The sequence below is a fragment of the Paenibacillus sp. Marseille-Q7038 genome (genome assembly GCF_965111595.1).
Genome location: NZ_CBCOOM010000002.1, coordinates 471,871 through 485,753, shown reverse-complemented (window position 1 = coordinate 485,753; position 13,883 = coordinate 471,871). Strand labels below are relative to the sequence as shown.

The window sequence follows — 13,883 nt, the reverse complement described above, 5'->3', positions numbered from 1 at the left end:
TAACTTAAGGTGCTTAAGCAAGGCTTATGTCGCCTATTACCTTCTTTTTTTCACGAGTCAGTGTAAAGATCGATACGATGGTAAAGGTAAGTGCAACAAGACCTAAGAATAGGTAAGCGCTTTTAAATCCAATTGTATCGTACATATTCCCAGCGATTGTAGATAAAAAGATGGATCCTACTTGCTTCGAGAACTGGAATCCTATTAAATAAATTGTCGCCGATAATCTCATATCAAAATTAGCTGAAATGTACTTAAATACCCCTACAAGTAAAATGGGCACTTCAGCTGCGTGCATTAATTTTAGTATGCTAATGGAAACAGGCCCGTCCGCAATACTGGAACCAAGTATTCTAAATGACATAATAAACCCAGCATAGATTAGAGCATTTTTGGCACCAAACTTATTAATGATAAACGGAGCTAGAATCATGACAATGGCTTCAAGGAAGATTTGGAGTGTGACAAGATTCCCAAACACTTCGGTTCCCTGACTTTCTGATGCAAAAAAATGAGTGAAATAAACCGGGAATTGCTGATCGTAAACATCATAGACACAGCCAACTCCTAGAACATAAATCACGAAGAACCAAAATTTCTTGTTCTTGAATAAAGACATCGTTGAACTTTTTGGAGCTGATGATTCTAATGTAGTAATCGTTTGTTCAGCATCTTTACCACTCATTTTCGCAAAGCCTAATACGACGGCTAACAGAATCGCTACAATACTACTGATCCAGAAGATAATATTTGGATTCGTAGCAAATAAGTGACCGGTTACAAAAGTACTGATTGCTGCACCAATATTACCAAACACTCTGACACGTCCGTACTCAAAGTTATTTACATGGCTCACTTTTTCAATATAGGCTTCAATGACTCCTACACCACCATTGAAAACCGCACCGAGGTAAGCGCCTCCAACAATGGCAGCAAGAATGATATTGGTTTTGAGCAAAGCAGGGAATACATAGACAAAGAAAGGACCAATTAGAACTAGCAGCCCTACGAAAACCCATAATAAATTTTTCTTTAATCCTAATTTATCCGAGATAATTCCAAAAAACGGCTGATAGCAAATGGCTGCGATCGAGATTGCAGAAAAGACGATCCCTGTGCTTGTAGAGCTTAATCCTCCTACTTGTGACAGCCACAAAGATAGAAACATATTACATGCGGCCCAAACAAAGAAATACAGTAAAAAGAAACATCCAAAAAGCCAATAGTTTTTATTAAGCGTCTTCATTTCAATCCTTCTTTCAATTTTTTTCAAGAAAGCAGTAAAACGATTACATAAAGCGATTCCATAAAATAACTAGTTAACTTGTTATTATTTTAGTAAACTAAGTGTAGCAAAAAATATTGGAAACTACAATACTAGTCACTATTTTGTTTAAAATATTGTAAAAAAGCAATTCCTAATGATTTAATTCATATAATTTTAGTAAAACAAGTTATAATAACGATTAATTTTACTAAATTAATCATGTTGTGTCCGGCAAGAAAACCAAGTGATTTTCACAAAACAAATAGGGATACACAAAAAAAGGCCTTTCTTTACGTCTCTTTCATTACGCAAAGAAAGACCTCATGTAATTTGTTCATCCCGTTCATTTTTACATACTTATGACATATAACTTTCAAAGAAGCTTCGAGATACACTATATTTACTAACCGATTGTTGCTTCACATCACAACTTCCTAAAATATCACTAAGCCATCGATATAAAAATTGATCATACTTCACTTCTAATATTTTCGTATCAAAATCAAATGATGGATAGAGAACGGTATCTTGGTTAAAGAAATCCAACTGAATCTCATTGCTGCGGATATCTGAATCCAGCGTTATTCGAATATTGTTGGTCGAATGAATAAATGCTTTTCTCCGATATTCAATCATGACAACAGGACGATAATGATCAACCTTCATGATGTTATAAATGGTATTGGCTGCTTTATTGGTATACTTTAATAAAACATCATAATCACATTCCATTAGTCTTTGCGCATCCTTGCGATCAATAATTACACTATCTTTTCTTTGTGAACTACCATATTTACGCTTAATTTCTAACTTCACCTTCGGATGATTTACATCATAGGTTCTTATCCTGATTTTTTTGCGGTTTTCTACTCCATCTACTTTTTCATAGAAATCCTTATTAAAAGGGGTATCAAAGTATAAAGAACGAACCATGTAACCAAAGGCTGTATTGTTGTTATCAGGGATAAGAACATCTTGGAGCACGCTTGATAACTGCGCATATTGAAAAGAATTAATCAGATATTTCATTTCTTTTCTTGATACATTCAATGTTGTTTCACTCATTAGTAGAAAGCCTCTCTTTATTTAACTCAAACGTCATACTATGTTGGTAGACTGCCACTTAGGCTATATATCTTCCTTGAATACACCATTCTCTTACAAGTTATCTTCGTTCAATCTGTATAAGTTGGCTGTATTCTGGTCCATCCAGTCAGCTCGCTTCGCTATATAATCTTTTATTTGCTCAATTTCGTCTTGATCATCTTCCGCATGCGAGGTAGCAACGTTCCATTTCGCGTTATTACGTGCCACGGCAACTCCCAACTCCTCAACCGCATCATCGATCAGTTCATATAAGTAATCTTCTGATAATACATTTTTTCGAAGACACTGATATCTTTTTATATAGGTGTCAACAAAAAAAGGATCCTTAAAAAGCTGATCAAACCAGGTGGTGTTGACCATTTTAAATCCTTCTACACTTGAGTCTGAAGAATCTTCAGGTAATCCTAATATCTGATCGAAATCCCAAACTGGCCCTGCATTAAGACGACCCCCTATATCTCTATAAAAGTAGGCGTTATCTTCACCACCATCAACATGATTAAAAAAGTCATTAATGATTGCATAATCTACAAATGACTTCACATCGATATATTTTCGATATCCGTCTTTTTTATCGGTGAAGTTCTGGGAATACAAAGCCGCTTCAAAATCCCTAATATAGTTATCTATGATTTCTTTTTGGTTGTCCGTAATTCGTGTCTTACCCGGATACACATAGGTAAGTGCGCTACTTTCCTTCATGGTATCCTCTGCTATTACCATTTGATCTAAGACTTTATTCGATATACGATCAAAAACAGGCTCTCCATCTTTATTCTTATTCCTTTCAATAATGAAGCTGGTGTCTGTGTAACGCTCATCTGCCTTTGTTATAGCTACCCGCTCAGAGCTACGTGTTATTTTCTCCATGAGTATATACACGCCACGGTAGCTTACCTCATCTACCTCACTCGTTTGGTCATCAAGGATATAGAGTTCAACAAACTGGGTATCTGGAGCAAATGACATAATTTCACCTGAAACCTGGTAAGCTACATAACTTCGAATCAAAGAAGGGTCCGCTGAAATACCATGCAATACCCACTCATGATCTGTGGACATATTTAATAGGGAAACATCTTTTTCTCCGCCGGTATCATCAATAAATTGTAGTGAGAATGGCTTTTTGGGGTTATTGCGGGAAGAATGTCCTCTTACATCGATCTGCACCTTTTCTTTTATGGCTGGTTTTGATTCCTCATCCACATCGGTAGTGCCATCAGAATGAACCTCATATAAAGAAAAATCTGCCTCATACGGCAGCGTTCTCTGATTGGTTGACGAATCGGATACAGATTCAATATGTTGTCCATTGGCATCAATGATCACTACCGGTAAATGATGATCTTCTTCATATGAATAGGGATCAAAAATGGAGGCTTCCCTTTCCCCGGAGTGTTCTATGCCATAGATAGAAGAGTGTGTATACCGAGGTATGAAGACAATAAAACTAGCAATTAGTAACACGACTATAATAAAAAACGATGTTTTTCTTCCATTATTTCTTTTGTTCATATATCATACGACCTATTCTAGTGTTTCTCCATTTTGAGATACGACATTAATGGAAGTAACACCCTTCATCTGTTTCATATATTCATATTCCTTTGTGGACGCATTGCCTTTTAGCTTGATTTGATACACCAGTTCAGCAAATTGATCATTTACCGTTTCTGAACGTAATTTATATCCACTGCACACTTTCATCATATGGTTTCGAATGTTCTCTAACGTTTCCTCTACATTTTCAGAGCGAATAATAATTAAATATCGTTCATCATTTCCAATCCCATAGTTAAAAATAAAGCAAACCACTGAAATGATCACGGTCCCTATAACCGTAATTACTAAACTGCCTGAACCTGCTCCTAACCCAATCGCAATCGTCCAAAAGATATATGCGGTATCACGAGGATCTTTAATCGCAGTACGAAAGCGAACAATAGAAAGAGCACCCACCATCCCTAACGATAGAGCGATATTCCCACCAATAATATTCATGATCACCGTCGTTATTAACGTTAGCATAATCAGTGAAACATTGAACTTCTTACTATACAGAATACTTCCATAAGTAAAGCGGTATGTAATAAATACGATTATACTTAATGCTAATGCGACCAACATATTCCCTAGTAAACCTAACGTTGTAACATTAGCCGAACTTCCATACAAAAGCTCGTATAAAGCATCTTTCATAAAACACAACTCCAAACGTTTCAAATTATTAATTACAGACAGGTTTAATTTACCAATCCAAAACTAATAGAAACGATAGCACCAAGATTCGGAGCCGTCAAGAAATAGATATAAAAATAGTTACATATAGAACATTGAATATTATCTCAGCAAAAAACACTACAGACCAAAGGGTGCCCACTGTGTTTTATAACCTTTATAACATATCTGGTATTACTCTAGATCGACATCTATTTTTTTGATTGCTTTTGCTGGAACTCCTGCAACAACCGTGTTCGCAGGCACATCCTTAGTGACAACGGCTCCCGCAGCAACTACAGCGTTGTCCCCAACCGTTACCCCCGGCAGAATCGTTGCGCTCGAACCGATCCATACATTTTCTCCAATCACGACGGGAGAGGAATACGTTACATTTCTTGTTTCTATGGATAATCCATGATTCAGGGTAGCAATGGTGACATTCATACCAATCAGCGAACCGTCCCCTATTCTAATTCCGCCTCTATCTTGAAACGAACATCCTGTATTAAAAAATACGTTTTTTCCAACGGTAATATTTTTACCGAAGTCTGTATAAAACGGTGGAAAACACATAAAAGATGAATCTACTTCCGTACCTGTCAGTTCACGAAAAATGTCTACAATTTCTTCTTTGGAGTGATAGGACGTATTTAGTTTCATGGTTACCCTTTGAGCTTCGTAACTGCACTCTGTTAATAGCCCATGTAATTCTTCATCACTGCCTGAAATAGGGTTACCTTCCTTACAAAACTCGATAAAAGCTTTCATATCCATAGCTAAACCCACCTGACTCCCTCATTAATTAAACTGCTATTAATAAAATCATAGAATGATAAGAGCCAAATATCCAATGCCTATATAAAATACACTCCTATGCTTTTTGGGCATATCAAACCGAAGAACGGTTGATCCCAATATTGAAATCCGTTATTTGATGACTTCAAATTGTCTACAATTCACTTCTATTGCTCTCACAATATTTGACATACCGTAAGCGCGGCGTTATTGTTGTCACATAAACAACTTTATAAAAGTAAGTGTGTTTAGAGTGAAATTCATATTTCTATTAAAGGGAGACGACAACGATGAGTAAACTAGAAGGAAAAATCGCTATAATTACAGGTGCAGCCGGTGGTATTGGTAAAGGTATAGCAACCGCTTACGTTAAAGAAGGGGCAACTGTAGCCATTATCGATTTGAACGCTGAAGCTGGGGAGCAAACAATTAAAGAACTACAAGAATATGCACCTGAATCTATCTTCATTCAAGCCAATCTAACAGAACATGATAAACTAGCTGATATCGTTAAAACGATCGCTGACAAGTACGGAAAAATTGATATCTTGGTCAATAATGCGCATGCATCCCGAATGAACTCGATTGCAGATACAACACAGCAAGATTTCGATTTATCTTTTGGAACCGGTTTCTACCCAACATTCTACTTGATGCAAGCTGCACTTCCTTATTTAAAAGAAACGCAAGGTAATATCATCAACTTCGCTTCCGGTGCTGGAATTAATGGGGACGTTAATCAAGTATCATATGCTGTTGCAAAAGAAGCCATTCGTGCAGCTACTCGCGTAGCGGCAAATGAATTTGGTCCATTTGGTATCAATGTGAACATCATTGCACCTATCGCAAAATCTCCTGGACTGATCGAGTGGGCTGAAGAGAACCCAGAGTACTATCAAGGCATGCTTGCTAAGATCCCTATGAGAAGACTCGGTGAACTAGAGAATGATATCGGACGTGTAGCGGTATTCCTAGCAAGTGAGGATTCTGCTTATATTACAGGTCAGACTATTATGGTGGACGGCGGATCTATTAAATTGCGTTAATTGTTGCGGCAGATACTTTGCCAAATAAGAAGATGATGATAGCCCTCAACCTGAATGAGGGCTATCTTTTTTTCAACTCTAGCATCTTACATATTTTCGTTTGAAACCGAGTCGCCCTTTATCTATCGCCTTTTGAAGATGAATAGAAGCATTCAAAAACTTGGTTTTATTGTTATTACTACTGACCTCTGCCGGTCCTACTTCCTTCGCGATTGCCACCGCCTTATCGTGGAGAGGCAGATAGGATACTCCCACAGTGTAAATGAAATTGTTCATCGCATATTTCGTGCGTTCAGGTGCGTTATGAATGGTACTTGCTACAAGATCCAACATAGCGGCTATTTTCTTTTCCAAAAACTCACCATCTGGACGATTGCCGAGCAGCCAACAGTAGCAACTCCACCCCGCCGACATTTTTAACTCTATACCGCTCGCAATCCATTTATCAGCAACTTCTTGTGCAATATTTGTTTCCGCCAAAGTTACTGCGACTACATAATCCGATAGCATATAAAAATAAGCTTGATCTATCCAGCGGTCAAAGTCATCCACCGTCATCAATTTAGGATCAGCAATCATCCCTGCAAAATACATTGCATCGTAATTCCCTGTAGCATAAAGTTCCTCAGCCAAAGGCTGATTACGTTTTATTATTCTGAAGAGCGGCTTCATCGCTCCTGTTGCGACACCAAAAAGCGGTTCATGCGCGCCATTCGACTGATATATTTTCTTCGTTCGTTCCTTGCCGAGAGCTTCAAGTTCTTGCATGACCATTTCTAGATCCATTGTTAGCACTTCCTCTTTAAAGGTTCATATGATCTCATTATATTATCGTTAATAGGTGCCTTTACGAAACAACGATCTAGATCACTTAAGTTATTCATAAATGATATAGGACCCCTATGCTCATTCCCCTGTTGTGTCCTGCCTCGTTTTCCTCTTGGACCTTTAAATGAATTGTTCCACTCAGACTTTGTCCGTTGGCTGCTTCGCAAAATAATGCTTCACCGCATATTTGAATGCGTTGATGTAAAAGGAGTGGGCATCCCTGCTCACTTGTGCTTTTGGATTAATAATATCGAAGCCGTGATAACAACCTTGGAACATTTTAAATTCGACCGGTACGCCAGCACTTCGTAGGTTTTCTACATATTGAACAGTCTCATCCCTGAACGGCTCAATGTCTCCAACAAAAGTGACGGTTGGCGGCAAATTGCTGTAATCCGTTGCCCTTGCGGCAGCTGCATATGAAGGAACATTTCCACCGTATAACTCTCCAAGGTACAGCTTCCATGCCCACAGATTATAATCGGAATTCCAGATGGGTGCATAATTAGCTTTGGCTGATTCGCTAACCATTCGGTCATCGATCATTGGATAGATTGGCATTTGAAAAGCGATGTTGACCTCTGCCTGATCTCTTGCGTACAACGTAAGAGCAGCCGTAAGTCCACCTCCTGCACTTTCTCCTCCAACCATCAGCTGGTCTTCTCTTATACCAAGCTCCTCGGCATGACTTTTCATCCACATAAGCGTGTCGTAACAGTCATCCAACGCAGCAGGATAGGGTGCTTCGATGGATAGGCGGTAATCGGGTGCAACGACAACACACGGGCTGGCATGGATTAATCTTTTGTACGCTTCACCAAACATCTCCGGGATACCCATCGCATAGCCGCCGCCGTGAATCCAAAGAACGCCAGGTACTTGGTTGGCTTCTCCAAGCGGTTTATAGATCCGAATCCGCAGCTTCGAGCCGTCTCTTCGCGGTATCCACTCTTCGCTGCAATCAAGACCTTCAATGTTCTTCCCAGCTGATCGATCCGATCGCTTCTTTAATTTATACATTGTCTTCTGCCATTTCTGTTCATTCTTCGATTTCATCAGAGAATCGAACAGCTTTCCTCTGAATCGCAGTTGCTTATCGATCATGTCGGTCGTCACTTTCATCTCTTCACCTCTTTATTTCGATACATGTCATCATTATAAAATTCTAATGAAAGGTTATATTTCTTCCTACTTATGATACAGCTCACCGCCCTGTATGTAACGTCAAGGTTTAATACTTCACCTGATTGAAGAAACTAAAAAGCGATAGTTCCATATGTACAAATGCTAAATATATCGTTCCATCACATCAAAACCAGGGTAATAACTTAAAAAATATTCATCTGTAAAGGAGATTGCAATGTTTTTTAATACTTGGAACGATTTATTTCGAATTGTTATTATTGGGATTATCAGTTATATCTCACTTATTCTTATGGTCCGACTATCCGGCAAACGAGCACTTTCTCAAATGAATGCTTTTGATTTTACCGTTTCGGTTGCCCTCGGTTCCATTCTCTCTACGGTTATTTTAGATAAACAAATCTCCTTGATTGAAGGTTTAACTGCGTTGGCCCTGCTGATTGGAATGCAGTTTCTTTTATCAAAGATTTCCTTAAGCAAGCCATGGTTTCGGGAAATGCTGACTTCTGACCCCCAATTGCTGTATTACAAAGGCGTTTATATCAAAAGCGCCATGAAAAAAACAAGAATCAACAAAGAAGATATTTACCAATCTGCCAGGAACCAAGGTGTTCAAACTATGGATGAGGTAAGCTTTGTTGTCCTCGAAAGTAACGGGAAGCTATCCATTATTTCTTCATCAAACGAATCCCGAGCAAATTTGCTAGATGATCTGGAGGAATCTTAAGGTGTCATATCGGTCGTTATCCCAAAAACAGAAAATAAAAAAACAGACCCTGACTCCAAATCTTTGGAGTCAGGGTCTTATTCCGTTTGCATAAATAGTATGGATTATTGAACCTCTTTAAACGTACCAGCAGCATTGATGAACATGTCACGTTTTTCATCCATGCGATTTTGAAGAGTCCAGAATAACAATTGAGTAAAGTTACCGTCTGTCTCTACAAGTGTGATCAGGTAGCTAATTTTAACTTTGTCGATTTCCCCGTTTAGCTCAAATTGCACAGCTGGCTGTCCATTGACCTCAATTTCCTTGGGTTCTGTTATCGTGGTATTCGATAATGTTTGAGACATAGAGTCCGTAACCGCTGTATAATAATCGTTCAAAGTGAAGTTATCGGCAAAAACATCTTTACCCTCACGTAGAACCATCAAATATTCTTCTTGCTGCATACGGGAGGCTTGAATGTCAGCATCAGGAGACAACTCAAGTTCGTATGTCATATAAGCCGGAATCGTAATTTCTGTCTTTTTATCATCGCTCGTTATGGTGGTTACTTCTGTATTCTCATCGTCTTTGTTGTTAGGATCTGTAGATTCGGAGGGAGAAGTAGAGGCTGGAGTTGTTGGTGTTTCCTTTAATACTTTAAACGATTCAATCGCCTGTAATAGCTCTTGTTTATTTTCTTCAAATTTAGATTGTGTAGACCATGTAATAATTTGATAGAAAGAGCCTCCCTTTTCAAGTAAAGCCACTAAATAATGCACTTTCACCTTCTGTGCCTCACCGGTAATTTCAAATAGCTGAGCTTCAGTAGAAGCCACATTTATTGTTTTGTTGTTAGATTCCTCCACATTTGTTATAGACAAGTTCATGTTATTAGTAAATATAACTTTGAAATCATCCAAAGTAGCATCGTCCGCCAAACTAGATTTTAGAAAGGCATTTACTATGACATACTTTTCATTTTTTCTCTCCGAGACTGCCAGAATGGCCTGGTCATTAAGAGCTGGGTCCTCTACCCAACCATTATCCAAAGTTAACTGGACCTGCCAGTCTTTAGAAGTAAATATTTTCTCCTCTTTGTCACCACCCGATGCGTTATTTCCGTTGTTACTTGCACTACAGCCTGAAATAAAAAGAACAGTCAACATCAAAATAATTAGTGCCTTGCCGGTACCACGTTTACTTTGTTTTTTCAATTTGTTTTCTCCTCTTTCTTATGTATAATAAGTTACTCTTAAACCTCTTATTGATGTAAGAATCACAAATATGTGTTTTTCTAAAAAATATGTAAGTTTCTGACTTAATAGCAGACCTACCAACTGTCTAAAAGCGAGTATAATTTCGACAACAAATCGGTTCGACTAGACCATTATATTAACTGCAACACGTATTTATACAGAATAAATTTTCCGTTTACTTAGATGCGGTTCACCGCGGCGTAACCGACTTACCAATGGCGATCAGTATTTGCAGTCAGCTCTGGGTGTCCCAGCAGGACCTTTTCGTCCTGAGCCGTGCGGGTCTTCCGGCACTTCTCGACGTCAGTAGAATTTTGTTGCTTTCTAAGTAGCAATTCCAATCGATGTATTTTCATATTCTGCATTATCTAATGCTTTTAGAATAAAGTGTGCAACGTCAGCACGTGGTATGGATCTTGCGTTCTTTGGTACACTCGTCGTAGATTCTCTGTACTTTCCTGAAAAGGGACGATTGGTTAATCCCAAGGGTTTAACAATGGTGTAGTTCAGTCCATGTGCTTCAATATAATCTGTAGCAGCTCTGTGATCTGCTAGAGTATTCTTAAGCATTCTCATGACCAGTTTCCCACTTATACCTGGTAGTTCTTTATGAATTCCCGCAGATGCGGTGTAGACGATTCGTTTCACATCATGCTCCTGCATGCCAGTGACCATATTTTTCGCCATCTCTTGGAGCTCCGTTGATTTTTTCATTCCTTGACTAGAACCTAAGCATGACACGACCGCATCATGACCGGCAATTGCTGCTGCGACTTCTGCTTGATTGAAGGCATCTCCTTTTATAATTTTCAAATTATCGTGTGTAACTTCTAGCTTTGTTGGTGTCCGTACAAATGCGGTTACCTCGAACCCATTCTCTACTGCCTGCTTCACGACAGATTGGCCTACACCGCCTGTTGCGCCAAAAACAATAATTTTCATAGCACTTCACCTTTCTTTCCCATCATTCCTTACCCTCTTGATATTATCTTATTAATAAAAGAAATGTTACTATGACTCGACAAGCTGAGCCTCAAGCAAAAAATATTGCCGTTAAATATAAATCATCTTTCGTCTCTAAATATAATTTGCTCTCCTCTGATATTTTCCACATACCGCCGTCTTTAAATACTAAACCAATTGGCCTTAACCAAGTACATAAATGATCTAAAGTCGATTCACTGCAACTGCCTTCAAACTTCATTTTTGTATTTTAAGGTACATTATCCACTATAGCTTTCAATATTTCTCTCAAAACGATAGGTTGACCCATTTTCCCCCTAGGGACTTTAGGAAGAAAAAATACCTTTACATTCCATTCTCTATGTAAAGGATAAAATTCTAGGTTTACTTGAACCATATTTGATACCTCTAAAAGTTTCTATAATATAACACAAAGAAAAAATCCACTTTAAATTAATATAATAGATTTCAAAACCACACTTATTTATGGTTCGGCTCCCCGCGCTTAATCTTCACTGTACGGTATATCTGCTCCACAAGCACCAATCCATGAAATTCCTTTTATCAACTATCCAGAATCAAGGAGCGCTTTTATAAAGGAGGGGCTTAAAAAATACAAAAAGAAGAGCCTGTTTTGAACCAGACTCTTCTTTACTATTCTTCTATTCTCATTAAACGTCATGAAGGTCATATTCCCTCTTCCAATTTAGCTCGAACTTCTTCTTTCCGACACAACTCCTTAATTCTCTGGTCAATACGCTCTATTTCATTTGTAGGATTCTTCGACCAATTCCTGCTCCATATTCGTTCAATGATCCAACCTCTTGATTCTAAGTATCGTTGCCGATAAACATCTCGTTCTCTAGCGTTCGGAGAGCTATGATACATAGCCCCATCACATCCTATTCCAAGAATAAATCTAGAACTATCGTTTGGATGGGTAACTGCCATGTCGATACGATAGCCAGACATTCCTACTTGTGTGGTAACTTCATAACCTAAATTACGGAGTTGCTGATATACCTGTTCTTCAAATGGAGAATCGAAGTGAAGAGATTGTTCTACAACGTGTGTGTTGACTGCTTCGTTGATCTCTTGAATTACAGATTGGATCTCTTCAATCTTCCCTGCTGAGACAGCCCTGGCATATTTCAAGAAAGACTTTAATAGCTTTGGTCCACGCTCAGATGTGTTGGTTACATTCAGTTCTTCGGGTTCTATACTAGAAATAACAATAAGTATAAGCAGGTGTTATCTTTTTGATATCTAAAAGTTTCAATATATTCAGTCGCTCTTTCTGCTTTCTCGATTAATGTCTTCAACTTTTCAATCACTTCTAACTTCATTTTCATATCAAAGGAAGCAAAACTCTTTCTATGACGTAATGGATAGGTATCTGGTCCGAACTGTTGATACCACTCTCCATATGTATATAATGCCTCTTTCACATCTTGTAGAGATTCTCTTGTTAATCGGTCAGCCACACCTTTTAAATAAATAGTCTTATTTGAATCTGTTATTGGTTTAGATTTCCCATAGAGATGGGGATGGCTTATCCGGAAGCTATAAGTGTTTCAAACCTCAGTTCAAAATCCTATGAAGCTAAGGAAGAGAGGCGCCTTGTATGATAAGGACTTTCTCTTCTTCTTTTAATCTTATTTTTCTACACACTATAGAATCACATAGACTTCATTCATAAAAAAAAGAGGGTCAAGGAGATTAGATAGGTTGATACATCTTTAACAATTGGTGAATGTGATTTTCAGGCTGTCAATCGGCTTCATAGGAGTAGTTTAGTCAGGTTCGTGCTATAATAGTGTTCACATAAATAACATTCATCATTCTGCCGAGATGGCGATGATTAAGGAGATTAAATTTTGACGAACAACCATGATATTGGAGCAGTTAACGAACTACCGGAAAACTTTGAAGAGCTCAAACGAGCGGCTAATCGGACGGCAAGCTGGAGAGACAGGCTAAATGCGGTGAACGAATTGGGGAACTGGGATACAGCACCTACCATTAAGTTGCTGCAGCATGTTTTGACAAATGATCAAGTGTTCCAGGTGCGTGAAGCCGCATATCACAAGCTCAAGCAGTTGGATGAAGATGTACAAATGCCTGACAAAAACAAAGGTGAGCTGTTTAAAGGTCTTAACAAAATTTTGCTACGGATTAAAAAAAGCCTTCCTGAAGGTCACACATTTGAGCAATTTAAGGAAAAACTGCAAAAGACACGTCTGGATATTTATGATACTTACGAGGGCGACAAAGATGCTGAGTTCGACTCCTGGCTCCATGGAATTTGGGAGACACTAGGTAGAAGATAGCCGCCGTTCACCGTATAATAGCGAGTACAAAGCCACTCCAAAATAATGGAGTGGCTTTCTTATTTCTTCAGGGTCACCTCCATCAGATATGGGTTGTTTTTTTCTGAAAAGTTGCTGCGCTCAAACTTATCTGACAAAAAAACGCCCTGTCTACTGATTCTTAAAGATCAGTAAACAAGGCGAAAAGTTAGAGCCTACTTCCATTTCACATGTAAATTT

The 13,883-nt window shown here is 38.5% G+C and carries 13 protein-coding genes; 3 read left to right on the top strand and 10 right to left on the bottom strand.

Features of this window, described 5'->3' with window-relative positions; genetic code table 11:
- Window positions 1-13: 13 nt before the first annotated feature.
- From ACWPWY_RS19485 to ACWPWY_RS19465, 5 genes are all read right to left on the bottom strand, one after another.
- Window positions 14-1,246, bottom strand: a complete 1,233-nt coding sequence (locus ACWPWY_RS19485) for an oligosaccharide MFS transporter (protein WP_454193277.1) — start codon at window positions 1,244-1,246, stop codon at window positions 14-16.
- Window positions 1,247-1,624: 378 nt separating this feature from the next.
- Window positions 1,625-2,332 (bottom strand): polyphosphate polymerase domain-containing protein, encoded by a 708-nt coding sequence (locus ACWPWY_RS19480; protein ID WP_454193276.1) that lies wholly within the window; start codon window positions 2,330-2,332, stop codon window positions 1,625-1,627.
- Window positions 2,333-2,425: 93 nt separating this feature from the next.
- Window positions 2,426-3,889, bottom strand: coding sequence for a CotH kinase family protein (locus ACWPWY_RS19475; protein WP_454193275.1), 1,464 nt, complete (start codon window positions 3,887-3,889; stop codon window positions 2,426-2,428).
- A gap of 12 nt (window positions 3,890-3,901) precedes the next feature.
- Window positions 3,902-4,573 (bottom strand): DUF4956 domain-containing protein, encoded by a 672-nt coding sequence (locus ACWPWY_RS19470; RefSeq protein ID WP_454193274.1) that lies wholly within the window; start codon window positions 4,571-4,573, stop codon window positions 3,902-3,904.
- Between the two features lie 213 nt (window positions 4,574-4,786).
- Entirely contained in the window at window positions 4,787-5,368 is a 582-nt protein-coding gene (locus tag ACWPWY_RS19465; RefSeq protein ID WP_454193273.1) for a DapH/DapD/GlmU-related protein, read from the bottom strand.
- A 311-nt stretch (window positions 5,369-5,679) separates the two neighbouring features.
- Between ACWPWY_RS19465 and ACWPWY_RS19460 the strand changes: the two genes are divergently transcribed.
- On the top strand, window positions 5,680-6,435 hold the full coding sequence (locus ACWPWY_RS19460) for an SDR family NAD(P)-dependent oxidoreductase (RefSeq protein ID WP_454193272.1): 756 nt from the start codon (window positions 5,680-5,682) through the stop codon (window positions 6,433-6,435).
- Window positions 6,436-6,513: 78 nt separating this feature from the next.
- Here the strand turns inward: ACWPWY_RS19460 and ACWPWY_RS19455 are convergent, their stop codons facing one another.
- The gene (locus tag ACWPWY_RS19455; protein WP_454193271.1) at window positions 6,514-7,221 is read right to left on the bottom strand and encodes a DNA alkylation repair protein; all 708 of its coding nucleotides are present in this window, start codon (window positions 7,219-7,221) and stop codon (window positions 6,514-6,516) included.
- Between the two features lie 180 nt (window positions 7,222-7,401).
- The gene (locus tag ACWPWY_RS19450; protein ID WP_454193270.1) at window positions 7,402-8,385 is read right to left on the bottom strand and encodes an alpha/beta hydrolase; all 984 of its coding nucleotides are present in this window, start codon (window positions 8,383-8,385) and stop codon (window positions 7,402-7,404) included.
- Window positions 8,386-8,623: 238 nt separating this feature from the next.
- Between ACWPWY_RS19450 and ACWPWY_RS19445 the strand changes: the two genes are divergently transcribed.
- Window positions 8,624-9,133, top strand: a complete 510-nt coding sequence (locus ACWPWY_RS19445; RefSeq protein WP_454193269.1) for a DUF421 domain-containing protein — start codon at window positions 8,624-8,626, stop codon at window positions 9,131-9,133.
- 104 nt (window positions 9,134-9,237) lie between these two features.
- On the opposite strand, the gene ACWPWY_RS19440 is transcribed toward ACWPWY_RS19445, so the two are convergent.
- From ACWPWY_RS19440 to ACWPWY_RS19430, 3 genes are all read right to left on the bottom strand, one after another.
- Window positions 9,238-10,329, bottom strand: coding sequence for a hypothetical protein (locus ACWPWY_RS19440; protein WP_454193268.1), 1,092 nt, complete (start codon window positions 10,327-10,329; stop codon window positions 9,238-9,240).
- 366 nt (window positions 10,330-10,695) lie between these two features.
- Window positions 10,696-11,313, bottom strand: a complete 618-nt coding sequence (locus ACWPWY_RS19435) for an NAD(P)-dependent oxidoreductase (RefSeq protein ID WP_454193267.1) — start codon at window positions 11,311-11,313, stop codon at window positions 10,696-10,698.
- A 708-nt stretch (window positions 11,314-12,021) separates the two neighbouring features.
- Window positions 12,022-12,489 carry a DUF559 domain-containing protein gene (locus ACWPWY_RS19430; protein WP_454193266.1) on the bottom strand — a complete coding sequence of 156 codons (468 nt, stop codon included), beginning with the start codon at window positions 12,487-12,489 and terminating at the stop codon, window positions 12,022-12,024.
- Between the two features lie 722 nt (window positions 12,490-13,211).
- Between ACWPWY_RS19430 and ACWPWY_RS19425 the strand changes: the two genes are divergently transcribed.
- Complete coding sequence (locus tag ACWPWY_RS19425) at window positions 13,212-13,664, top strand: HEAT repeat domain-containing protein (RefSeq protein WP_454193265.1); 453 nt, start codon at window positions 13,212-13,214, stop codon at window positions 13,662-13,664.
- The last annotated feature ends 219 nt before the right edge of the window (window positions 13,665-13,883 follow it).

Excerpts from the sequence above, each read along its gene's own strand:
- ACWPWY_RS19435 (WP_454193267.1), bottom strand. The coding sequence starts at position 11,313 with ATGAAAATTATTGTTTTTGGCGCAACAGGCGGTGTAGGCCAATCTGTC.
- ACWPWY_RS19465 (WP_454193273.1), bottom strand. The coding sequence starts at position 5,368 with ATGGATATGAAAGCTTTTATCGAGTTTTGTAAGGAAGGTAACCCTATT.
- ACWPWY_RS19475 (WP_454193275.1), bottom strand. The coding sequence starts at position 3,889 with ATGAACAAAAGAAATAATGGAAGAAAAACATCGTTTTTTATTATAGTC.
- ACWPWY_RS19470 (WP_454193274.1), bottom strand. The coding sequence starts at position 4,573 with ATGAAAGATGCTTTATACGAGCTTTTGTATGGAAGTTCGGCTAATGTT.
- ACWPWY_RS19480 (WP_454193276.1), bottom strand. The coding sequence starts at position 2,332 with ATGAGTGAAACAACATTGAATGTATCAAGAAAAGAAATGAAATATCTG.
- ACWPWY_RS19445 (WP_454193269.1), top strand. The coding sequence starts at position 8,624 with ATGTTTTTTAATACTTGGAACGATTTATTTCGAATTGTTATTATTGGG.
- ACWPWY_RS19450 (WP_454193270.1), bottom strand. The coding sequence starts at position 8,385 with ATGAAAGTGACGACCGACATGATCGATAAGCAACTGCGATTCAGAGGA.
- ACWPWY_RS19485 (WP_454193277.1), bottom strand. The coding sequence starts at position 1,246 with ATGAAGACGCTTAATAAAAACTATTGGCTTTTTGGATGTTTCTTTTTA.
- ACWPWY_RS19455 (WP_454193271.1), bottom strand. The coding sequence starts at position 7,221 with ATGGATCTAGAAATGGTCATGCAAGAACTTGAAGCTCTCGGCAAGGAA.
- ACWPWY_RS19460 (WP_454193272.1), top strand. The coding sequence starts at position 5,680 with ATGAGTAAACTAGAAGGAAAAATCGCTATAATTACAGGTGCAGCCGGT.